The sequence below is a fragment of the Aeromonas sp. s9 genome (assembly GCF_040907765.1).
Taxonomy (GTDB): Bacteria; Pseudomonadota; Gammaproteobacteria; order Enterobacterales; family Aeromonadaceae; genus Aeromonas; species Aeromonas caviae.
This window is the reverse complement of record NZ_JBFOCK010000081.1, coordinates 23312-45183: the sequence shown is the minus strand read 5'-3', so window position 1 is coordinate 45183 and position 21872 is coordinate 23312. Positions and strand designations below refer to the sequence as shown.

The window sequence follows — 21872 nt, the reverse complement described above, 5'->3', positions numbered from 1 at the left end:
CAACTGATCAGGAGGCTTGTTATAAAACCTCCACTTGTTGTGGCCAGGGAAATCAGCGCCGCAGCGATGTTCGATAAAAGGGGAATATAAGAGTGAATAAATCTCAACTGATTGACAAGATTGCAGACGGTGCTGATATCTCCAAAGCTGCCGCTGGTCGTGCGCTGGATGCCTTCATCGATGCCGTGGGCGAAGCCCTGAAAGAGGGTGACCAGGTTGCTCTGGTTGGTTTCGGTACTTTCGCCGTTCGCGAGCGTGCAGCCCGTTCCGGCCGCAACCCGCAAACTGGTGCGACCATCGAAATCGCTGCCGGTAAAGTTCCTGCCTTCAAAGCCGGCAAGGCCCTGAAAGACGCGGTCAACTAAGCCGGTCGCTGATATCTATCGGCACCGTCCTTGGTCTCTGACCAGACAAGTGAGAGGGCTCTCCCTCATACTGCTTGACCAAGGCGCATCGCAATCGGTGCGCCTTTTCATTATTTACGCCCATCGAGTTCGGGAGCATAAGTACAAACATGATGTTGGATAAACTACGCGAAGGGGCGCAGGGCAAGGTAGCCAAGGTTATCTTGGGCCTGATCATCCTCTCCTTTGCCTTGGCCGGCGTAGGCAGCTACCTCAATGGCCCGGCACGTACCGCCCCCGCCACCGTCAACGGCAATGACATCAGTGCCCCCGCACTGGAGAATGCCTACCGCAATGAGCGGGCCCGCATGGAATCCCAAATGGGTGAGGCCTTCAACCAGCTGGCCGCCAATCCCGATTACATGAAACAGTTCCGCCGTGGCGTGCTGGACCGTCTGATCGATCAGGCGCTGATCGATGACAAGGCTCGCTCCCTGGGTCTGCGCGTCAGCGATGAGCAAATCAAGCAGGCCATCGTCGCCATGCCCGAGTTTGCCGAGAACGGCAAGTTCAGCAATGACCGCTACCTGCAGCTCATTCGCCGAGCCGGCATGACCCCCGAGATGTTCCGCGACTCCCTGCGCCAGGACATGGTGCGCCAGCAATTGATGGGCGCCGTGCTGGGATCGGAGTTCGCCCTCAAGGGTGAAGCCGAGCAACTGGATCGTCTCTACAACCAGACCCGTGACCTGCGCCTGATCCGTCTGGCCGCTTCCGCCTATGTGGACGGGATCGAGGTGAGCGATGCCGAGGTGGAGCAGTTCTACAAGACCAACAGCGCTCGCTTCATGAACGACGAGACGGTCAAGGTCGACTATCTGCTGCTCGATGCCGCGAACCTTGGCAAGAACATCAAGGTCACCGAGCAGGATGCCCAGGATTACTACGACCAGCATCAGGATCTGTTCCAGCGTCCCGAGCGCCGTCAGGTGGCTCACATCCTGATCCCGTTTGGCAAGGATGAAAAGGCCGCCGAGCAGAAAGCCGAGGCCGTGCTGGCCAAGGCCAAGGCAGGTGACGATTTCGCCGCGCTGGCCAAGGCCGACTCCTCCGATACCTTCTCTGCGAAGAAGGGCGGGGAGCTCGACTGGTTCGAGAAAGGGGTGATGGATCCTGCCTTCGAGAAAGCCGCGTTCGCGCTGGCCAAGGCCGGCGATCTCTCCGCCGTGGTGAAGAGCCCGTTCGGCTTCCACATCATCAAGCTGCTGGGAGTCGAGCCTGCCAAGACCAAGCCCTTCGTGGACGTGATGAGCGATACCATCGCCCGTCTGCAATCTGAGAAGGCCAAGGAGCAGTTCTTCGCCGAACAGCAGAAGATGGCCGACAGCAGCTTCGAGAACCCGGACTCCCTGGACTTGACCGCCGAAGCCATGGGCCTCCAGGTGCAGTCCACCGGCTATTTCAGCCAGGCCGATGCGCCGGCACCGCTCAATGATCCCAAGGTGCTCTCCGTGGCGTTCTCCGAACAGCTGCGCGATGACAATACCAACTCCGACGTGATCGAGCTGGCCGACGGCAAGGCGCTGGTGCTGCACATCATGGGTCACCAGCCGAAGGCGGCCAAGCCGCTTGCCGAGGTGAAAGAGCAGGTGATCACCGCCATCAAGCACGACAAGGCCAGTGAAGTGGCCCGTGGCAAGGCCCAGGGTCTGCTGGACAAGCTCAAGGCCGGTGAGAACGTTCAGGCCGACCTGACCGCGCTGGGTCTGAAAGTGGATACCCATACCGGCGTATCCCGCTTTGCCCAGGAGATGGATCAGAACCTGGTGACCCAGGCGTTCCGCATGCCCCATCCGACCGATGGCAAGCCGAGCGTCGAGTTGGTGACCGAAGCCAACGGTGATCGTGTGGTGGTGGCGCTGGACAAGGTCAACGTCATCAAGGAGCCGTCCCAGATGGTGAGCCTGCTGCAAGGTCAGCTGGGTCAGGGCAAGGCACAGGCTGACTACAAGTCGCTGATCGACGAGCTGCGCAAGGCGGCCAAGATCGAATACTTCACCGACGTGGAAGCCACTGTCGAGTAAGTCAGCCTCACGGCCGCAAGTGTGAAAACGGCTCCATAATGGAGCCGTTTTTTTGTGCCATCGACAGCCCGGCAGAGCGGGCGGGCGCAGGAGGGAAGGGCCAGGCACGGGCTTGTGCTGCCTATCCTGGCTGGGGATGAGCGGGACAGGTGTATGACAGCGCGCTGTACTCTTGCTTTCCCTATCCCCAATTCTTCTCTTGCTGTGGGGCGTGATTAAGGAGGCATAAAAAAAACCGGCGCACGAGGCGCCGGTTCTGATCGCTTTGCTTGAAAGCGGAGGATTACACCACACCCTGGGTGCGCAGGTAATCCTCGTAGGTCCCGCCGAAGTCGCGGATGCCGTCTTCGGTCAGCTCCAGAATGCGGGTCGCCAGGGAGGAGACGAACTCGCGGTCGTGGGAGACGAAGATCAGGGTGCCCTTGTACATCTCCAGCGCCAGGTTCAAGGATTCGATGGATTCCATGTCCAGGTGGTTGGTCGGTTCATCCATGATCAGGATGTTGGGGCGCTGCATCATCAGCTTGCCGAACAGCATCCGGCCCTGTTCACCACCGGAGAGCACCTTGACCGGCTTCTTGATGTCGTCCTGGGAGAAGAGCAGACGACCCAGCACGGAGCGCACCGCCTGCTCGTCTTCGTTCTCCTGCTTCCACTGGGCCATCCAGTCGAACACATTGAGATCGGTGTCGAAATCTTCGGCGTGATCCTGGGCGTAGTAGCCGATCTGGGCGTTCTCGGACCACTTGATGGTGCCGGTATCCGGTGCCAGGGCACCGACCAGCGTCTTGATCAGGGTGGACTTACCGATCCCGTTGGTACCCAGGATGGCGACCTTCTCGCCCACTTCCAGCATCATGTTGAGCCCCTTGAACAGGGGACCGTCGCCATAACCCTTGGAGACGCCTTCGATTTCCAGGATGTTGCGGTAGAGCTTCTTGTCCTGCTCGAAGCGGATGAAGGGGTTCTGACGGCTGGAGACCTTCACTTCCTCAATCTTGATCTTGTCGATCTGCTTGAGGCGGGAGGTAGCCTGGCTGGACTTGGAGGCGTTGGCGCTGAAGCGGGAGACGAAGGATTGCAGATCGGCGATCTGGGCCTTCTTCTTGGCGTTGTCGGCCAGCAGGCGCTCGCGGGCCTGGGTGGCAGCCAGCATGTACTCGTCGTAGTTGCCCGGGTAGACCCGCAGCTCGCCGTAGTCCAGATCCGCCATGTGGGTGCAGACGGAGTTCAGGAAGTGACGGTCGTGAGAGATGATGATCATGGTGCTTTCACGATCGTTGAGCACCTGCTCCAGCCAGCGAATGGTGTTGATGTCCAGGTTGTTGGTCGGTTCGTCCAGCAACAGGATGTCGGGGTTGGAGAAGAGCGCCTGCGCCAGCAGTACCCGCAGTTTCCAGCCCGGGGCCACTTCGCTCATCGGGCCGTTGTGCTGCTCGATGGGAATACCGGCACCCAGCAGCAGCTCGCCTGCGCGGGATTCGGCGGTGTAGCCATCATATTCGGCGACCAGGCCTTCCAGCTCGGCGGCCTTCATGTAGTCGTCGTCGGTGGCCTCCAGGTTGGCGTAGATGGCATCGCGTTCAGCGATGGCGGCCCACAGCTCGGTGTGGCCCATCATGACCACGTCCAGTACGCGCATCTCTTCGTAGGCGAACTGATCCTGGCGCAGCTTACCGATGCGCTCGTTGACATCCAGGCTCACATTGCCGCCGGTGGGTTCGAGATCGCCACCGAGGATCTTCATGAAGGTGGACTTGCCACAGCCGTTGGCACCGATGAGGCCGTAGCGGTTGCCGCCGCCAAACTTGACGCTGATGTTCTCAAACAGCGGCTTGGCGCCGAACTGCATGGTGATGTTGTTGCTTGAAAGCACTGGAATGTCCCGGTTGGTCTGTCAAATGGCGCGCATTATGGCACAGATCCCCCGAAAGTTTTAGCAGGAACTGTGATCTGGCTCCATTGCGGGNGGGGGAAGGTTTCACGACCAGGCCGGCAACGGGCTCCGGCTTCTCTTGCAGAGGGGAGGCGAGGGGCGGTCATGAAAAAAGCCGGCACTGGGCCGGCTTGGATGCGTGGGATGCCACTTAGTGGGCGGAGGCGCCGGAGGCACCGAGCCCGGTCTGGGATCTGACGAACTGCGGGAAGAACTTCGCATGCTCGTCGGAGGCTGCCTGGGACTTGTCGGTGACCGAGAAGAACCAGATCCCGATGAAAGCCAGCCCCATGGAGAAGAGCGCCGGGTATTCGTAGGGGAAGATGGCCTGGGCATGACCCAGCACCTTCACCCAGACGGTGGGGCCCAGGATCATCAGGGTCACGGCGCTGATGAGACCGAGCCAGCCGCCATAGACGGCGCCACGGGTGGTCAGGCGCGACCAGAACATGGAGAGGAAGAGCACCGGGAAGTTGCAGCTCGCCGCGATGGAGAACGCCAGGCCCACCATGAAGGCGATGTTCTGCTTCTCGAACAGGATGCCAAGGCCGATGGCGACCACACCCAGTACCAGGGTGGTCATCTTGGAGACGCGCAGCTCGTCGGCCTCGTTGGCCTTGCCTTCCTTGATGACGCAGGCATAGAGGTCGTGAGAGACCGCGGAGGCCCCCGCCAGGGTCAGCCCGGCCACGACCGCCAGTATGGTGGCAAACGCCACGGCGGAGATGAAGCCCAGGAACAGGCTGCCGCCCACCGCATCGGCCAGATGGACCGCCGCCATGTTGGTGCCCCCCAGCAGGGCGCCGGTGGCGTCCTTGAAGTCCGGGTTGGTGCTGACCAGCAGGATGGCGCCAAAGCCGATGATGAAGGTGAGGATGTAGAAGTACCCGATGAAGCCGGTGGCATAGAACACCGATTTACGGGCTTCCTTGGCATCGCTCACGGTAAAGAAGCGCATCAGGATGTGGGGCAGACCTGCGGTACCGAACATCAGGGCCAGCCCAAGGGAGATGGCGGAGATGGGGTCGGCGACCAGGCCGCCCGGGCTCATGATGGCCGCACCATTGGCATGCACCTTGACCGCTTCGCTGAACAGGGTACCGACGTCGAAGTTGACGGACTTCATCACCATGATGGCCATGAAGGAGGCACCGGAGAGCAGCATCACCGCCTTGATGATCTGTACCCAGGTGGTGGCCAGCATGCCGCCGAACAGCACGTAGAGCACCATCAGGATGCCGACCAGCACCACGGCCACGTGGTATTGGAGGCCGAACAGCAGCTCGATGAGCTTGCCGGCACCGACCATCTGGGCGATGAGGTAGAGGGCGACCACCACCAGGGAGCCGCTGGCGGAGAGGCTGCGCACCGAGGTCTGCTTGAGGCGGTAGGAGGCCACGTCGGCAAAGGTGTACTTGCCGAGGTTGCGCAGCCGCTCCGCGATCAGGAACAGGATGATGGGCCAGCCCACCAGGAAGCCGATGGAGTAGATGAGACCGTCGTAGCCCGAGGTATAGACCAGGGCGGAGATGCCGAGGAAGGAGGCGGCGGACATGTAGTCACCGGCGATGGCCAGACCGTTCTGGAAGCCGGTGATGCGCCCGCCGGCGGCATAGTAGTCGGAAGCCGAACGGTTGCGCTTGGAGGCCCAGTAGGTGATGAACAGGGTGGCGGCCACGAAGACCACGAACATCACGATGGCCGAGATATTGAGGGGTTGGCGTTGCACCTCGCCGCTGATGGCGTCGGCCGCCAGCAAGGGGGTGGAGATCAGACCTGCCAGCGGCAGCAGAAACTTGCCTTTCATGATTGCGCTCCCTTGAGGATCTTCTGGTTCAGCTCGTCGAACTCGCCGTTGGCACGAAATACGTAGATACCGGTCAGCACGAAGGCCGATACGATGAGACCAATCCCGACCGGGATGCCACGGGTGATGCTGGAGCCTTCGCTCAAGGGGGTGCCAAGCCAGCCCGGTGCAAAGGCGATGAGCAGGATGAACGCCAGGTAGAGCCCCAGCATCAGGATGGAGAGGGTCCAGGCAAAACGCTGGCGTTTGGCGACCAGTGCCTGGAAGTTGGGATCTTGCTGGATCCGAAGATACGGTTGCTGTTCCATTGCAGTTCTCCATGACAGTGAATGTCAGCGGTGGATGAGGGGTTCCCTACCGGACAGCACGGCTGTCCATGTAAGCAAAATGTGAATTAAATGTTATCTCCGAACAATTAGACTTTGGGATAAGCCAGCGGGCCGCCCTGATGCAGGCGTACAAAGACAAGGGCGGCGGTGACGGCATCGCTCAGGGCGTCGTGGGGGGGCAGGGCTGGCAGCGCCAGATGGCGACAGATCGCGGCCAGGTGCAGATCGATGGCGGCATCGGGATAGCGGCGATAGAGGTGATCGTGATAGAGGCGGCTCACCTCGATGCCGCGCTGGGGCAGGGTGAGCCGCCACAGCCGTTGGCAGGCGAGGTTGAGAATGCGCAGGTCATAGGCGATGTGATACCCCACCAGCTCACGGGGGCCGATGAACTCCAGCAGCGCGCGCAGCGCGGGCTCCAGTGCCATTCCCTGTTGCAGATCCTGATGGCGCAGGCCGTGGATCACCACGGACCCGGCGTTCAGGCTGGCGGGAGCCTGGACCCGGATGGCAAGGGCATCGCCCGTCTTTATCCGGTTGCCCCGGATGCGCACCGCCCCGATGGAGACGATCTCCGCCAGCGCCGGATCCAGGCTGGTGGTCTCGAAGTCCAGCGCCACCCACTCGTCGCCAGCAGGGCGGGCAAAGAGCGGGGCAAACTCCCCCTCCCGAAACGTCCTGCCAAGCCAGCGGCGGCGCCAGTGCATCCACATCGCTATTGCCTAAGACGAAAGTGCAAGGTGAGCCATTGCTGGAACTTCTTCACCTGGTGCAGGGCATGGCGCAGCAGATCCCGCTCTGCGGGGCCGAGGTCTGCCACCCGCACCCGTCCGTCTCCCTCCTGCAACTGGCTGCGCAGCCGAAGCCGCATGAACAGCCGGAAGGCCTCCGCCAGATTGGTGCCATAGTCCCGGCTGAGGCGTCCCTGGCCCACCAGGGCCTCGATGCGCCCCGTGGTCGAGGTCTCCAGGATCCCCGCCTCCAGGGAGAGCACCCGGACGCCGTGGACAAGGGGGAAGAGGCCGCCCCGCTTGAGATCCAGCCCCTCCGGGGCTTGCTCCAGCCTGCCAAAGAGGGTGAGGGGGGCGTGAAAGGCGACGGCGGCCCTTGCCATCTCCGCCAGCAGATCCGGCCGGTCGGCGAGGCAGGCCCGCAGGTGGCGGGCGACGGGGGCGAGCCGGGCGCGATCTCCCGTGATGGCCTGGGCATCGGCCAGGGTGGCGAGCCAGAGCAGATCCGCTTCGCTGGCGCGCACACAGGCCTGCTCTATCCCTTGCAGCCAGCCGTCAAGCGGCTTCACCCAGGCCGGGTTGTTGACCATCACCCTGCCCGGGCAAGGGGGATAACCCAGGCGCGCCAGCAGGGCGCTGAAGGCGGCCAGATCCGCCGACTGGGTGGGCCACGGCAGGCCATCCGGCAGGATCAGGGCATTATCCTGATCGGTTTTCTGGATCTGCTCGCCACGCCCCTCCGACCCCAGCATCAGCAGGCACACCTGCTCTTGCTGCGCCGCGGGGATCACCAGGGAAAAGGCCTTGGCGATCAACTGCTCGTTGATGGTGGCGATGAGCTTCATCAGGAACAGGGTGTGGATCCCCTGGGCAAACAGGGAGCGAATGAGCTGCTGCTGCTCCCGGGCGACCGCCTCGAGGGCGGCCGGGGAGTCGGCGCGGGCGATGCGCAGGGTCAACACATGGGAGTGGGTGGAGAAGAGCCCGAGCACCTGGGTCAAATGCAGGATGCCTGCCACCTCCTGCCCCTGCCAGATGACCAGGCGCTTGATGCGGTGGCGGGTCATCAGCAGCAGGGCATCGAACAGATAGCTCCCCAGTGGCAGACCCGTCAGCGGGGTGGGGGTCAGCACCGCCAGCGGCGCACTGAGCGACAATCCCTTGAGGGTGAGGGCGTGGAGCAGGGTCTTGCGGGTGGCCAGGCTCAGGCTGCCGTCTGCTCCGGGATAGAGCAGGCAGTCGGTGCCCCTGGCCACCATGGCCTCGGTGGCGGCCAGGAGCGAGAGGCTGCTTTCCACGATCAGCGGCGCCTGCAGATGGTCGGGAGCGATGCGGGTCAGGATGAACTCTGCCAGGTTCTGCTGTCCGAGCTGGCCGCGGCGCTCCTGCTCCCGCTGGCGCTCCGCCAGGGTGGCGGTGAAGTAGCGGGCGATATGGGGGTGCTCGTCGCACAGGGCCAGAAAGACGGGGCGGGGAATGAGCTGGCAGAGGGTATCTTCCAGGGCGGCGAAACGGTGGCGGCAGTGCCCGTCAAACTGGGCACGGACGTCGAACATGTCCCCCTCGCCATAGTCGCCAAAGGATTGATGGGGGGCAGACTCTTCCACGGCCCCCTTGATGATGAGGTAGAGCCCGGCGGGCTCCTCCCCGGCGTGCTGCACCGTCTGGCCCGCGCGAAAGTAGCAGATGCTGAGGTGCTGACCGAGCCGCTGGCGTGCCTCCTCGTCCAGGCCGTCGAACGGTGGACGGGCAAAATTGAACAGAAGTGACATGAGAGGCTCCACCGTGACCATGGGGCCAGTCTGACAAAGGCTCCACCACCGGGCCAGCCGACTTTAGTCGCAGGCCTGGGGCGGCCTCCCTGTACCTGCCCATAACACTCTGGTAACGTTGTGGTATGACCAGTTGAATCAAAGGACGAAGACGGAGATGGAAAAGCCAAGGGTCAAATGGGTGTTTCAGGAGGGGATCGCCGAGGTGATGCTCTGCCGGGGGGACAAGCTCAACGCACTGGATCGGGCCATGTTCGACGCCATCGACGAGACGCTGAACGCGCTATCCCGGCAAAAAGGGCTGCGGGCCGTGATCCTGCACGGGGAGGGGCGGGCGTTCTGCGCCGGGCTGGATGTGAAATCCATGCTGAGGCAGCCGGTGGCGGCGCTGGAGATCCTCAAGCGCGAGGCGGACGAGGCGACCAACCTGGCCCAGCGGGTGGCCTATGGCTGGCATCAACTGCCGGTGCCCGTGATTGCGGTGACCCAGGGGGTCTGTTTTGGCGGCGGCCTGCAGATAGCGCTCGGCGCCGATTTTCGCTTCAGCACCCCGGATTGCCGCTTCTCGGTGATGGAGATCAAGTGGGGCATCATCCCCGACATGAGCGGCAGCGTCACCCTGCGCAACCTGATGGGGATGGATACCGCCATGGAGCTTGCCATGAGCGGGAGCGAGCTGGAAGCCAGCGAAGCCAAGTCCCTCGGCCTGGTGAGCCGGGTGTGCGCGGATCCTCTGGAAGAGGCGCGGGCCTTTGCCCGGACCCTGATCACCAAGTCGCCGGATGCGCTGGCGGGGATCAAGCAGCTCTACACCCAGGCCTGGGCTCGCAGTGACGAGGCCATGCTCAAGGAAGAGACCCGGTTGCAGAGGCAGATCCTGGGGCGCCCCAACCAGTGGCGGGCGACCCTCAACAGCCTGTTTCGCTGGCGCCTGCCATTCGGACCGCGCCGCAACGCGCTTTGAACCCCTCATCCATCCAACACAAATGAAAATGGCAGCCTAGGCTGCCATTTTGCATTGTGCCGTCTGATTACTTGGCAACGGTATCCGGGTCCGCCTCGAAGGGGTGGCCGGTTTGCTCGCGCATCAGGTTTACTTCGGCGCGGTTTTCAATCCAGTAGTCCGCGTTCTTGATGCCGAGCTTTTCCGGGTGGAACACGGGATCCAGACCCTTGGCCAGCTGTGCCTCGTAGTCCTTGAGACAGGCGAAAGCCGGCTTTTGCAGCATCAGGATGGCACCGATGTTGAGCCAGGCCATCAGGCCGACGCCGATGTCACCCAGGCCCCAGGCCAGATCGGCGGTCTTGACGGTGCCGTAGACGGTGGCAGCCATCAGCGCAATCTTCAGCAGGAAGGTGAGCCAGGGGCGGTTAATCTTGCGGTTGACAAAAGCGATGTTGGTTTCGGCGATGTAGTAGTAGGCCACGATGGTGGTGAAGGCGAAGAAGAACAGGGCGATGGCGACGAAGTAGTTGCCAAAGCCTGGCATCATGCTTTCCATGGCGGTCTGCACATAGCCGGGGCCTGCCGCGATGCCGGCGATGCCGGTGTAGAGGGCGGCACCGTCCGGACCCTGCACGTTGTACAGGCCGGTGATGAGCAGCATGAAGCCGGTGGCGGAGCAGACGAACAGGGTGTCGATGTAGACGGAGAACGCCTGCACCAGGCCCTGCTTGGCCGGGTGGCTCACCGCCGCGGCGGAGGAGGCGTGGGGACCAGTCCCCTGGGCGGCTTCGTTGGAGTAGACGCCGCGCTTGACACCCCACATGATGGCCAGACCCAGAATGGCGCCGAAGCCGGCTTCCATCCCGAAGGCACTCTTCCAGATGAGCAGGATCACGCCCGGCAGTTGGCCGATGTTCAGGGCGATGATGACGCAGGCGACGATGATGTAACCCAGCGCCATGAAGGGCACCACGGTACTGGCGAAATTGGCGATGCGCTTGACGCCGCCGAAGATGATGAAACCGAGCAGCAGCGCCAGACCGGCGGCGGTGACGTTGGGATCGATGTCAAAGGCGGTCTGCAGGCTGGAGCCGATGGAGTTGGCTTGTACGCCCGGCAGCAGCACGCCGCAGGCGAAGATGGTGGCGATGGCGAAGGTCCAGGCATACCACTTCATGCCCAGGCCCTTCTCGATGTAGAAGGCCGGGCCGCCGCGGTATTCACCGTTGATCTTCTCCTTGTAGACCTGACCCAGGGTGGACTCCACGAAGGCGGAGCTGGCGCCGAGGAAGGCGACCATCCACATCCAGAACAGGGCGCCTGGGCCGCCGAAGGTGATGGCAGTGGCCACACCGGCGATGTTGCCGGTACCGACGCGACCGGCCAGGGTCATGGAGAGTGCCTGGAAGGAGGAGACACCGGCATCGTTGCCCTTGCCCTGAAACATCAGGCGTATCATGCCTTTCAAGTGACGCAGTTGCAGGAAACGGCTGCGCAGGGAGAAGTAGAGGCCCACCCCCAGACACAGATAGATGAGCGCAGGGCTCCAAATCACGCCATTGATGGCATTGACGATCTCATTCATGTACAACAACTCCTTTGTTGCGCTGTCTTGGCGAGGTCTGTGCCTCGCTGCCCTAACATTGAAATATATGGTGACCAAGGGGGTCACTCAGGATTGTGCGGGACTTTCGACTGGTTAGTCCGCGGGATTTAACATATCGGTTTGTTCAGGGCCTTCCTAGTGAAAAGTGTTGTGACTTTGTTAATTTGTGAATTGACATTAACAAATGGTGAATGGAACTGGACAAGATTCGGTACATACCCATCATCTGCCGCTTTGCCATGCCCAGAGGGCTGATTGAGGTAATGCAAATAGGAGGCCAGGAGTGGCAACAAGGGAAAACAGATACATCATTCGCCTCGCCGGGGAGGCGGATGGGGCCGGATTGACGGGGTTGTTTGCCCAGCTGGGCTACCCCAACCCTGATGGGGCGGTCAGCGCCAGGCTGGCCCAGCCCGATCCGGCGCGGGAGGTACTGCTGGCCCTGTGCGAGGGGATCCCGGTGGGGGTGCTGGTGTGGCATCGCCTGCAGCCCATGCACCTTGCACCAGCCTGGGGCCTGATCTCGGCGCTGGTTGTCGATGAGAGTGCAAGGGGAGGGGGCATCGGGGCCCTGCTGCTGGTGGCGGCAGAGCAGCGGGCGGCAGCCCTGGGGTGTGGCCAGCTGGAGCTCTCCAGCAGCCTCAAGCGCGAAGGGGCGCACCGATTTTATCTGGCGCAAGGGTATTGCGAGCGTCCGAAACGTTTTGTGAAAGCTGTCTGATTGGCAAGAGGAGTCCGTGTGTTCTGGTCCAGGTTGAAAGAGGTATTGGGTGGTGCATCTCCCCGGGAGCCCCGTCTCCCAGAAGAGCAGGAGTGGCGCGAGGCGCTGGCGGCGGTGCCCATCTTGCAGGGGCTTGAAGAAGAAGAGGCGCAGAAGTTGATGGAGCTGGCGCGCCATTTTCTCTCGCGCAAGACCCTCACCCAGATTGGGGTGGAACTGACGCCCCGCCAGCAGGGGGTGCTGGCCCTGCAGGCAGTGCTGCCCATCCTGCACCTGGGGTTCGATTGGTATCGAGGTTTCCACGAGGTGATCATCATCCCCGAGCCCGTGACCCGTCGTCAGGAGGTGCAGGACGAGTTCGGGCTGGTGAGCGAATTTGAAGAGGAGAACGCCGGTGAATCCTGGCCCCAGGGGCCGCTGGTGCTGGCCTGGAGCGAATTGCAGCAGGACGGGGACTGGGACGGATTCAACCTGGTGATCCATGAGCTTGCCCACAAGCTCGACATGCTGGGAGGGGATGCGGACGGTGCACCGCCCCTGCCGCGGGGCATGGATCCCCAGAAATGGACCCGGGCGCTGCAAGGTGCGTTTGACGAGATGAACGATCAGTTGACCAGAGAGGAGGTGACCGAGATAGACCCCTACGCCGCCTCGCATCCCGCCGAATTCTTCGCGGTGTGCAGCGAGAGCTTCTTCACCGATCCGTTGCGTCTGCGCGCCGTCTACCCCGCGGTCTATGATCAGTTCGCCCGCTTCTACGGCCAGGATCCCGCAGGCCGCTACCCGGCCACCCGGTTGCTGGCGGGAGATCCCGGAGCGCAGGGCTGACCGGCACTGCGTCCGGGCGGCAGAAACACAAAAGGCACCCGAGGGTGCCTTTTTCGTGACAGCGATGTCGCCGGGTGCTTAGGCAGCGGCTTTGAGCTCGACGGGAGCGGCTTTCTTCTGCTCGCCGATGGGCAGCACGGTGCGACCGAACTGCTCGTTGATCACGGTGGCCATGGCCAGGTAGATGGCGCTGGCGCCGCAGATGATGCCTTCGAAACCGGCGATGGTGCCGATCAGGGTGCTGCCGGTGAAGTCACGGGCGGCCAGCAGGAAGAACAGCACGGTCAGGGAGGCGAACACGAACTGCTTCACGCGCGGGTAGTTGACGGTCCCGATCAGCATGAACAGGGTGAACATGCCCCACATCAGCAGGTACCAGCCCATGTAGGCGTGCGGAGTGGCTTCGGCCAGACCCATGGTCGGCATCACCAGCAGGAACACCAGGCTCCACCAGAAGGTGCCGTAGGAGATGAAGGCAGTCACACCGAAGGTGTTGCCGCGCTTGTACTCCATGATACCGGCGATGATCTGGGCCAGACCGCCATAGCACAGGCCCATGGCCAGGATCATGGCGCTGATGGGGAAGAAACCTGCGTTATGGATGTTCAGCAGAATGGTGGTCATACCGAAACCCATCAGACCCAGAGGGGCAGGGTTGGCCAATTTTTCGCTCACGTGGCGTTCTCCAAAAATAGAGGTGGGGGTTGATAAAAGACGCGCGATTTTAGGCAGGCTCTTGGCCCCGGGCAAGAGGCGGAAGGGACGAAACAGTAAAAAAATAACGGAATTTTTTACCCGGCTAACCATTCGTGCGATCCAGGTAGATGGCAGGTAAATGAATGGTGCGGACAAGGTTGATAAATTGTATTGAGCAGAACGTTTCTGAAAGTTTCATACAGCTCGAGGCGATGGGCTGAGCCGCGCTGTCTACCGTATTTTCATCGCCAAACCTGAGCACCCCTGAGGCCAAAAAATACGCCAATATGCCATCAGACAAGAGGTATCAATAACCGGTTCAATGCAAGCAGCCTGACTGCCTGTCCGCGGCTTCGGCATGGTTGAGCAAGGGGCATTGCGCCGGGCTAGCGAGCTGACGAGGTGGATATCTGAAACAAAGGGTCAGGATGGGGGTGATAAAGTGTTGAACGCGAGCTTGGGTTCTGCAGTTGGCCTTATTCAGTGACGCAGATTGTTGCTGGATAGCCGAGAGGGCTGGCCGGATGAAGGGGGAAAGAAGGAACGCGGGCATGTGCTTGGCAACAGCCCTCGAAAGAAGGGCTCAATCCCAAAGAAGAGGGGGAATGGCATCCCCCTCATCCTGCTGATGTCACCGGCTCAATCGTCCAGGGTCAGTACCACCTTGGCCTCCTTGTCGGCCTCCTTGACCTGGCTGTCCAGCACAAACAGCCGCTCCGGCGCGATCCCCTGGCGGTCTACCAGAAACTCCTTGGTGTTCTGGGCACGGCGCATGGCCAGATTGCGCAGGGACTTGGCGGTGATGAGCTGCTGATCCCGCAGCAGGATAACCGCCTGGGCGCGCAGGGCCGGACTCGCTTCATCGAGCTTCAGCCGATCGGCCAGATCCCCGAGATCTTCGTTGAAACGGGCCTCATAGGCCTCTGCCAGTGCCGATTGCATGGCGGGGTCCTGCTCCAGCAGATCGAGATCCACCGGGTTGCCGGTGATCTTGGCCAGCACCCGCTCGAGCTTCTGGCGCTGTAAGATGGGGCGCTCCTCATTGAAGTTGACCTTGCCGCGAATGTTCATGCTGAGCTTGGGTCTGTCCTTGAGGGCCTGTGCCAGCTTGGTCAGCTTCTCCTGCTGAGTGGGAGTGAGATCCGGCTCACCAGGCAGGAAGGGCAGCTCGTCCAGATCCTCGCTGCCGCCCGCTAGGGAGGCGAGCAGCGAGAAGGGGGAGGTGACCGCCTTGCGCAGGGTGTTGCCTAGCACGTCCCAGAAGATGTTGCCGAGGCTGAAGTCAGGCTGATCCAGATTGCCCTTCACCTTCAGGTTCATCTGGATGACGCCGTTGGCATCGCTCAGCAGAGCAACCGCCAGCCCCAGCGGCAGATCCTTGGCCTGCTCGCTCTTGACCTTTTCCCCCAGTTGCAGCTTCTTGATGGTGATGTCGTTGTCCCCCTCCAGACGGTTGCCGTGCAACTGGTAGTTGAGCTTCATGGAGAGCTGGCCCTTGTCGATGGCGTAACCGGCGTAGGTGCTGGAGTAGGGGGTGAAGGTGGTGAGCTCCAGGTTGTTGAAGGTGACGGCCACGTCCAGCACCGGCTGCTCGATCAGCAGGTTGGTGCCGCCGCGAATGGTTACCGGGGCGTAGCGGTCCACCTTGCCGTTGAAGGCCAGCTCGGAGCGTTGGCCCGGGATGTTGCTGATGTGGCGACTCTGGCCACTGAGGGAGGCGATGTCCACCACGAATTCCGGGCTCAGGCTGCGATCGGCAAAGCGCAGGTTGCCCTGCTCGGTGCGTACCTGGGCGATGCTGACGCGGGGGGCCGGCCCGCTGCTGGCGGGCTTGGCCGTGGCCGGTTGCGGCAGCAGCAGTTGCTGCACGTTGGTGACCCTGTCCTCGTTGATCTCGATGCGGGCGAAGGGTTTGCGCAGCAGGATGTCGTCGATCTTCACCTGCTGGCTGATGCCGTCGTAGTGCAGGCCGCTCAGTTGCAGTTGCTCAATTTGCAGCAGGCGCTGGTTGTCGGCCCGATCCAGCACGTTGAGCCGATCGATATCGAGCCCGCCGCTCAGCTCCAGCTTGCTCAATGCCCCCTTGGCATCGGTGGCCAGCGCCAGCTTGGTGCGGCTGGCAAGCTGGCCGTCGCGCACACTGATGCGCAGCAGATCTTGCAGATAGGGCTGGGCCCAGCTGAGCGGCAGACCCTGTTGCTTGATCTCGCCGTTGAGGCTGAAGGGCGCCAGGGCGAGGTCGCCGTCAAAGTCCAGTTTTGCCTGGTTGTTGAGCGCCCCGCTCAAGGTGAGCGGGCTGCTCTGTCCGCTCTGACTGCCCAACGGACCCAGGGCCAGCGTCAGGGCAGAGAGCTCGCGCAGCAGCGGCTTGCCGCTGCTCGATTCGGTCAGCTTGAGCTGGCCCTGTTCGATGCGGGTCTGCTTGAGGCTCCAGCGCCAGGGTTTGGCCGGGGCGGCCGGTTTGGCGGCTTTACTGGTTTTGACCGGCGGCTGCAGGATCAGCAGGGTCGCCAGATCCAGCTGCTGGTTGGCATCGAGCATGGCACTGACGGCCGGGGCCTTGAGCGTCACCCGGTCGATCTGCAGCGCCTGCTTGCTGCCGTCGAGCGTGATGCCGGTCAGCGCCAGCTGCTTGAAGCGGGCAAATTCGCCGCCCTTGCGGCGCTGAAGCTGCCAGTCATTGAGGGTCAGCTTGCCCTTGGAGAGTTGCCAGCCTAGCCCCTGCTTGCCCTCGGCAATCTGGTAGGAGATTTCGGCACTGGCCTCGCCTTTGGCCAGCTTGACGTCGAGATAGGGGGCCCAGAGGGGGGCGAAGGGGGCGATGGCCACCTTGCCAAGGCTGAGGTTGCCCTTGCCGGCACCGCTCATCATGTCGAACTCTCCTTCGGCCTTGAGGGGGCTCTTCTCGTTGACGGTGGCGCTCAGGCGATAGGGGTTGAGCACCCCCTCTGCGCTGGAAAATCCGGGCAGGTGCAGGGTGAGCTTGTCCAGGGTGAGGGGCGGCACCCACCCCGGACTGTTGGGCTTGCGGCTGTCCCGGTAGCTGAGCCGGCCCTGCTCGACGGACAGCTTGCCGATAGTCACCAGCACGGGCTCGGCGCTAGCTGGCGGTGTTTGCTCCGGCGCAGGGGCGAGCAGGGAGGCCAGTGCATCGGTCAGGTTGAAGCGTGCCTCCCCCTTGAGATCCTCGAGGCGCACCAGATCTGCCCTGGGGGCGGTCAGGGTGGCCTCTTCCAGTACCAGGGCGCGCTGCTGCCAGCTCGCTTTCAAGGCGGGAATGAGCTTCAGCTCTTCAAATGACACCAGTGCTTGCTGCTGGTCATCGAGCAGGGCGCTGGGCCCCAGCACGAGGGAGGGGGAGCGGATCCCCACCTCTATCTTGCCAAGGGAGAGGTGCAGACCGTAATGGGTGGCAAGCCAGCCGGGGAGATGGCGCTGGATGAGGGTCGGCGCCTGCCAGAGCAGGATGGTGATGCCGATGAGCAGGAGCGCGAGAAGATAGAGGGCATAGCGCAGCAGACGAGCGGGCAGAGGCTTGAGCATGATGGTCTCCATTTGATGCGCATATGGTAGCAATTAATCGTGCCCGGTTCATGGGAAGGACTCATGAGGTGCGCCGCACTCTGACCGGGCTGGGGAATTATTGTGCGACCAAGGCCGGATTTCCCCCGTTTGCCCCACCTCGCCGCTTGCCCAAACCGCCCAGTCTGTCCGGCATGTCGCGATGGGCGATGTGGGGAACAAGGGGGTTGCCGGGTCAGGGCTTGCCACTGCGAATATCCACTGGAAAATCGGGATACCGGGGGCGAGATACCCCCAGAGTCTGTCAATCCCCGTCGGTTTTCAAGCCGCCGAGGGAGTGGATGCAGCGCTGCTCGGCGGCATCGAGCTCGGCCATCACCATCTGGATGTCCTCTAGCTGCTGGCGCAGGGAGTGGCGTCTGGCTTCGATGAGCTGGATCATGGAGTGAAGCTGCATCCGGCTGGAGCGGTCGGTGTCGTACATGTCGAACAGTTCGCGGATCTCCGCCAGGCTGAACCCGAGGCGCTTGCCGCGCAGGGTCAATTTCAGGCGGATCCTGTCCTTGTGGCTGTAGATGCGGGTCTGCCCCTCCCGGGTCGGGGTGATGAGCCCCTCGTCCTCGTAATAGCGGATGGTGCGGGGGGTGATGTCGAACTCCTGGGCCAGCTCCGAGATGCTGTAGGTCCTCTCCTTGCCACTGGCGTGTCTGGCTCTCATGGTGCGCCCTCCTGATGAGATGGCGGGGTCCTGGCACAGCGGCAAGGGCCGGGTTCATGATGCATGATGGCCTCCCGGGGTGCGCTGCTCGCGCTCTTGTGCGAGGCGCAGTCCCCTCCCGTGCAGGGCCTGGCCGACCCGTGAGCCGTTGGGGCGCCCCAGCAGCTCGCTCACCCACTGGCCGGTGGCGGCCAGCTGGTCGAGGTCGACGCCGGTGCTCATGCCAAGGCCGTGCAGCAGATAGACCACCTCTTCCGACGCCACATTGCCGGAGGCGCCGGGGGCATAGGGGCAGCCGCCGAGCCCGGCCACCGAGCAGTCGATGGTGCGGATCCCGCGCTCCAGCGCCGGCAGCAGGTTGGCCAGCCCCTGGCCATAGGTGTCGTGAAAATGAACCGCAAGCCGGCCCGCCGGGATCTCGTGCAGTACCGCATCCAGCATGGGAGCCACGGTGCCCGGGGTGCCGACGCCGATGGTGTCGCCGAGGGATATCTCGTGGCAGCCCAGATCCAGCAGCCGCTCGGCCAGGGCGGCGACCCGTTTCGGGCGGGTCGGGCCGTCGAACGGGCAGGCGATGACGGTGGAGAGGTAGCCGCGCACCTTGATGCCGAGGCTGCGCGCCTCCTGCACCAGGGGGGCGAAGCGTACCAGGGACTCTTCCACGCTGATGCCGATGTTGGCCCGGGTGAAGCCGTCCGAGCAGGCGGTGAAGAGGCCTATCTCGTCGGCGCGTGCGGCGATGGCGGCCTGCAGACCCTGCAGATTGGGCACCAGGGCACCATAGCGGGTCGGCCCCCTGCGCGGCAGGGCGTTGAAGAGTGCGGCGGAATCCGCCATCTGCGGCACCTTTTTGGGGGAGACGAAGGCCCCCACCTCGATGCGCTGCAACCCGCTCTCGGCTAGGCGGGCGATGAACGCCAGCCGCTGCGCCAGGGAGAGGGTCGCAGCTTCATTTTGCAGGCCGTCCCGCGGCCCCATCTCCACCAGGCTGACCTTGTCGTCCCGGTTCTCGTGCGTGTGGCTCATGAGCGCTCCTCCTGCGCGGTATGGTCCTCGACAAAGCGCACCAGCACGGCGCCCTGGCTCACCTGTTCCCCCTGGCGGCACTGCAGGGCCTCAATCACCCCGTCCTGGTCGGCCTTTAGGACGTGCTCCATCTTCATCGCCTCCAGCACCAGCAGGGGTTGCCCCTTGCTGACCGGCTGGCCGGCCTCGACCTGCAGCGCCACCACGATGCCGTGCATGGGGGCCAGGATGCCCGGGACATGGCTCGTGTCGTGATCGTGGTGGAGCTGATGATGCTGATCATCGAGCGAGAAGCGGATGCGCCTGCCCGCCAGGTGCAGCAAATAGGCGTCCTCGCCGAGGGGCTGCACCGGATAGCGCTGCCAATGTCCACCCTGGTACAGGCGGATCTGTTCTACAGTGCGCTCGCAGGGGATCTGCTCGCCCTGCCAGAGCAGGGCGCCCCCTCGCTCGGCGAGGGTGAGAGTGCGGGTCTCCTCGCCGATGCGCACCGTGGCGCAAAAGCGGCGGGTGGGGCCCAGCCGAAAGCCTGCGGCCTGCTGCCAGGGGGAGGCATCGCGCTCGCAAGTGGCGAGCCAGAGGGTGGCGAGGGGCCAGGCGAGCGCCGGAACGGGCAGGGTGTCGGTGGGAATGGGCCACTGGGTGTGGTGGCGCATCGCCAGCACCTCTGGCGCTTCGCACAGGCGCTGCAGGAGCGGGCCGTTGTGCACCAGAGGGCCGAGATCCAGGGCTGCCAGGGCATCGGCCAGGGTGGCAAAGGCTTCGCTGCGGCTCGGTGCGTGGGCGACGAGCTTGGCGATCATGGGGTCGTAATAGGGGCTCACCTCATCGCCAGCGGTGACGCCGGTGTCGATGCGCACCCCCTTGGGCCAGGTGAGCCAGTGGATGGGGCCGCTCGCTGGCAGAAAACCGGCGGCCACGTCCTCGGCGTAGAGGCGCGCCTCCACCGCGTGGCCACGCAGCACCACCTGCTCCTGGGTGAGGGGCAGCGGTTTGCCCTCGGCCACCGCCAGCTGCCAGGCCACCAGATCCTGGCCTGTGATGGCCTCGGTAACCGGGTGCTCCACCTGCAACCGGGTGTTCATCTCCATAAAGAAGAACTCCTCCCCGCATAGCAGAAACTCGATGGTGCCCGCCCCCCGATAGGCGATGGCCTTGGCCGCCGCCACGGCCGCCTCGCCCATGGCGCGGCGCAGGGCAGGGGAGATGTCGGGGGCGGGGGCCTCCTCGATCACCTTCTGGTGGCGGCGCTGCAAGGAGCAGTCCCTGTCCCCCAGATAGATGGCGTTGCCAAGGGCATCGGCAAAGACCTGCACCTCCACGTGACGGGCGCGGGGGAGATAGCGCTCCAGCAGCACATGGTCGTCGCCAAAGGCGGCACTCGCCTCCCGCTTGACCGCCGCCAGGGCGTCGTCAAAGTCGGCCAGCTGATCGACCCGGCGCATCCCCTTGCCACCGCCGCCACTGGCCGCCTTGATAAGGAGCGGGAAGCCCACCTGGCTCGCTTGATCGCGCAAAAAGTCGGGATGCTGATCCGCGCCGTGATAACCGGGCAGCACGGGGACGCCGGCTGCCTGCATCAGCCCCTTGGCCCCCGACTTGTCCCCCATGGCGAGGATGGCTGCGCCGCTTGGGCCGACAAAGCGCAGGCCCCGCTGCTCGCAGGCGGTGGCAAAGTCGCTGTTCTCGGAGAGGAAACCGTAGCCCGGGTGGATGGCGTCGGCATTCGCCTCTTTGGCAATCTTGAGCACCTTGCCGGTGTCGAGGTAGCTCTCCCGGGCAGGGGCCGGCCCCAGATGCCAGGCCTCGTCGGCTTCGCGCACATGCATGGCACGGGCGTCGGCGTCCGAGTAGAGGGCGATGGTGTGAATGCCGAGGCGCCGTGCTGTCTTGATGATGCGCACGGCGATTTCACCGCGATTGGCGATCAGCAGGCGCTTGATGGGGTGGTATTGAGTCATGCTTCGTCCTTGAAACGGGGGCGCCAGGTTGGGGGGCGTTTGTCGAAGAAGGCCTGGATCCCCTCCTGGGCCTCGAGACCGACCCGTACCCGGGCGATGGTCTCGACGGTCTGCTCTTCGTGCTGGTGGCCTGGGCGCCCTTCGAGGGCGGCCAGCAGCCGCTTGGTCTCCTTCATCGCCTGGGGGCCGTTGCGACACAACCGCAGGGCCATGGCGCGTCCCTCCGCCAGCAACTGATCAGGCTGGCTGAGCCTGTGCACCACGTTGAGTCGGCAGGCGGTGATGGCATCGAAAGGCTCTGCGCTCAGCATGTAGCGGCGGGCCTGGCGCATCCCCATGGCGCGCACCACGTAGGGGCTGATCACCGCAGGCACCAGTCCCAGGGTCACCTCGGAGAGGCAGAAGCGGGCATTTTCGCTGGCCAGCACGATGTCGCAGGCGCAGATAAGTCCCAAGGCTCCGCCGTAGGCGGCCCCCTGCACCAGGGCTACCGTGGGGAAGGGCAGCTCGTCCAGTGCCTGCATCAGGTGGGCCAGCACCCGGGCGTCCTCGCGATTCTTATCAAAGGCGCGGGGGTCGAACGCTTCCCCTGCCATCTTGCGCATCCACTCGAGATCGGCGCCCGCGCAAAAATGCGGCCCCTCGGCGCGCAGCAGCAGCACGTGGGGGCGGTCGGCGAGGGGCCGGCTGTGGGCCAGCTCGTCGAGGCAGTCGAGCAGCCCCTGCATCAGGTCGGCATCGAGGGCGTTGTGGCGGGCCGGGCGGGCGAGCACCAGCTCGATCACCGGGCCGTGGCGCTCAAGGCGAAAATGGGCAAGGGGATCGTTGAAGAGCGGGTCTGACAT

The 21872-nt window shown here is 63.5% G+C and carries 17 protein-coding genes; 5 read left to right on the top strand and 12 right to left on the bottom strand.

What is annotated here, in order from left to right; all coding sequences use genetic code 11:
• Nucleotides 1-92 precede the first annotated feature (92 nt).
• Nucleotides 93-365 (top strand): nucleoid-associated protein HU-beta, encoded by a 273-nt coding sequence (gene hupB, locus AB5Y54_RS17330; protein WP_005315375.1) that lies wholly within the window; start codon nt 93-95, stop codon nt 363-365.
• A gap of 149 nt (nt 366-514) precedes the next feature.
• Nucleotides 515-2428: a peptidylprolyl isomerase gene (ppiD, locus tag AB5Y54_RS17325; protein ID WP_162540532.1), complete on the top strand. Its 1914-nt coding sequence runs from the start codon at nt 515-517 to the stop codon at nt 2426-2428.
• 283 nt (nt 2429-2711) lie between these two features.
• Here ppiD and AB5Y54_RS17320 read toward each other — a convergent pair whose 3' ends face one another.
• From AB5Y54_RS17320 to AB5Y54_RS17300, 5 genes are all read right to left on the bottom strand, one after another.
• Nucleotides 2712-4304 carry an ABC-F family ATPase gene (locus AB5Y54_RS17320; RefSeq protein ID WP_010674576.1) on the bottom strand — a complete coding sequence of 531 codons (1593 nt, stop codon included), beginning with the start codon at nt 4302-4304 and terminating at the stop codon, nt 2712-2714.
• 211 nt (nt 4305-4515) lie between these two features.
• A complete protein-coding gene (locus tag AB5Y54_RS17315) occupies nt 4516-6171 on the bottom strand; it encodes a cation acetate symporter (protein WP_039039048.1) in 1656 nt (551 codons plus the stop codon).
• Nucleotides 6168-6479 (bottom strand): DUF485 domain-containing protein, encoded by a 312-nt coding sequence (locus AB5Y54_RS17310; protein WP_039039049.1) that lies wholly within the window; start codon nt 6477-6479, stop codon nt 6168-6170. The genes AB5Y54_RS17315 and AB5Y54_RS17310 overlap by 4 nt, the downstream gene beginning before the upstream one ends.
• Nucleotides 6480-6586: 107 nt before the next feature.
• Nucleotides 6587-7213 (bottom strand): 3'-5' exonuclease, encoded by a 627-nt coding sequence (locus tag AB5Y54_RS17305; RefSeq protein WP_109112111.1) that lies wholly within the window; start codon nt 7211-7213, stop codon nt 6587-6589.
• A 2-nt stretch (nt 7214-7215) separates the two neighbouring features.
• A complete protein-coding gene (locus tag AB5Y54_RS17300; RefSeq protein ID WP_109112110.1) occupies nt 7216-9003 on the bottom strand; it encodes a putative nucleotidyltransferase substrate binding domain-containing protein in 1788 nt (595 codons plus the stop codon).
• 157 nt (nt 9004-9160) lie between these two features.
• On the opposite strand from AB5Y54_RS17300, the gene AB5Y54_RS17295 reads away from it, so the two are divergent.
• A complete protein-coding gene (locus AB5Y54_RS17295; protein ID WP_109112109.1) occupies nt 9161-9967 on the top strand; it encodes a crotonase/enoyl-CoA hydratase family protein in 807 nt (268 codons plus the stop codon).
• 67 nt (nt 9968-10034) lie between these two features.
• Here AB5Y54_RS17295 and AB5Y54_RS17290 read toward each other — a convergent pair whose 3' ends face one another.
• The gene (locus tag AB5Y54_RS17290) at nt 10035-11534 is read right to left on the bottom strand and encodes a sodium:alanine symporter family protein (RefSeq protein ID WP_043156472.1); all 1500 of its coding nucleotides are present in this window, start codon (nt 11532-11534) and stop codon (nt 10035-10037) included.
• Nucleotides 11535-11907: 373 nt separating this feature from the next.
• Here AB5Y54_RS17290 and AB5Y54_RS17285 point away from each other — a divergent pair, with 373 nt between their 5' ends.
• On the top strand, nt 11908-12276 hold the full coding sequence (locus tag AB5Y54_RS17285; RefSeq protein ID WP_232048260.1) for a GNAT family N-acetyltransferase: 369 nt from the start codon (nt 11908-11910) through the stop codon (nt 12274-12276).
• Nucleotides 12277-12294: 18 nt separating this feature from the next.
• Nucleotides 12295-13104 (top strand): zinc-dependent peptidase, encoded by an 810-nt coding sequence (locus tag AB5Y54_RS17280; protein WP_109112108.1) that lies wholly within the window; start codon nt 12295-12297, stop codon nt 13102-13104.
• A 78-nt stretch (nt 13105-13182) separates the two neighbouring features.
• Here the strand turns inward: AB5Y54_RS17280 and AB5Y54_RS17275 are convergent, their stop codons facing one another.
• The 6 genes from AB5Y54_RS17275 to AB5Y54_RS17250 all read right to left on the bottom strand — a co-directional run bounded on the left by AB5Y54_RS17275 (nt 13183) and on the right by AB5Y54_RS17250 (nt 21872).
• Entirely contained in the window at nt 13183-13779 is a 597-nt protein-coding gene (locus AB5Y54_RS17275) for a GPR1/FUN34/YaaH family transporter (protein ID WP_109112107.1), read from the bottom strand.
• Nucleotides 13780-14439: 660 nt separating this feature from the next.
• Nucleotides 14440-17343: a DUF748 domain-containing protein gene (locus AB5Y54_RS17270; RefSeq protein WP_109112114.1), complete on the bottom strand. Its 2904-nt coding sequence runs from the start codon at nt 17341-17343 to the stop codon at nt 14440-14442.
• Nucleotides 17344-17626: 283 nt separating this feature from the next.
• A complete protein-coding gene (locus AB5Y54_RS17265; RefSeq protein ID WP_010674587.1) occupies nt 17627-18040 on the bottom strand; it encodes a MerR family DNA-binding transcriptional regulator in 414 nt (137 codons plus the stop codon).
• Between the two features lie 54 nt (nt 18041-18094).
• Nucleotides 18095-19066 carry a hydroxymethylglutaryl-CoA lyase gene (locus AB5Y54_RS17260; RefSeq protein ID WP_109112106.1) on the bottom strand — a complete coding sequence of 324 codons (972 nt, stop codon included), beginning with the start codon at nt 19064-19066 and terminating at the stop codon, nt 18095-18097.
• On the bottom strand, nt 19063-21027 hold the full coding sequence (locus AB5Y54_RS17255) for a biotin carboxylase N-terminal domain-containing protein (RefSeq protein WP_368154076.1): 1965 nt from the start codon (nt 21025-21027) through the stop codon (nt 19063-19065). Before AB5Y54_RS17255 ends, AB5Y54_RS17260 begins: the two co-directional genes overlap by 4 nt.
• Complete coding sequence (locus AB5Y54_RS17250) at nt 21024-21872, bottom strand: enoyl-CoA hydratase-related protein (protein WP_045524783.1); 849 nt, start codon at nt 21870-21872, stop codon at nt 21024-21026. Before AB5Y54_RS17250 ends, AB5Y54_RS17255 begins: the two co-directional genes overlap by 4 nt.

Coding starts and splice junctions, on each gene's coding strand:
- ppiD (WP_162540532.1), top strand. CDS start 515: ATGATGTTGGATAAACTACGCGAAGGGGCGCAGGGCAAGGTAGCCAAG.
- AB5Y54_RS17270 (WP_109112114.1), bottom strand. CDS start 17,343: ATGCTCAAGCCTCTGCCCGCTCGTCTGCTGCGCTATGCCCTCTATCTT.
- AB5Y54_RS17310 (WP_039039049.1), bottom strand. CDS start 6,479: ATGGAACAGCAACCGTATCTTCGGATCCAGCAAGATCCCAACTTCCAG.
- AB5Y54_RS17255 (WP_368154076.1), bottom strand. CDS start 21,027: ATGACTCAATACCACCCCATCAAGCGCCTGCTGATCGCCAATCGCGGT.
- AB5Y54_RS17295 (WP_109112109.1), top strand. CDS start 9,161: ATGGAAAAGCCAAGGGTCAAATGGGTGTTTCAGGAGGGGATCGCCGAG.
- AB5Y54_RS17250 (WP_045524783.1), bottom strand. CDS start 21,872: ATGTCAGACCCGCTCTTCAACGATCCCCTTGCCCATTTTCGCCTTGAG.
- AB5Y54_RS17315 (WP_039039048.1), bottom strand. CDS start 6,171: ATGAAAGGCAAGTTTCTGCTGCCGCTGGCAGGTCTGATCTCCACCCCC.
- AB5Y54_RS17265 (WP_010674587.1), bottom strand. CDS start 18,040: ATGAGAGCCAGACACGCCAGTGGCAAGGAGAGGACCTACAGCATCTCG.
- AB5Y54_RS17305 (WP_109112111.1), bottom strand. CDS start 7,213: ATGTGGATGCACTGGCGCCGCCGCTGGCTTGGCAGGACGTTTCGGGAG.
- AB5Y54_RS17260 (WP_109112106.1), bottom strand. CDS start 19,066: ATGAGCCACACGCACGAGAACCGGGACGACAAGGTCAGCCTGGTGGAG.
- AB5Y54_RS17300 (WP_109112110.1), bottom strand. CDS start 9,003: ATGTCACTTCTGTTCAATTTTGCCCGTCCACCGTTCGACGGCCTGGAC.
- AB5Y54_RS17290 (WP_043156472.1), bottom strand. CDS start 11,534: ATGAATGAGATCGTCAATGCCATCAATGGCGTGATTTGGAGCCCTGCG.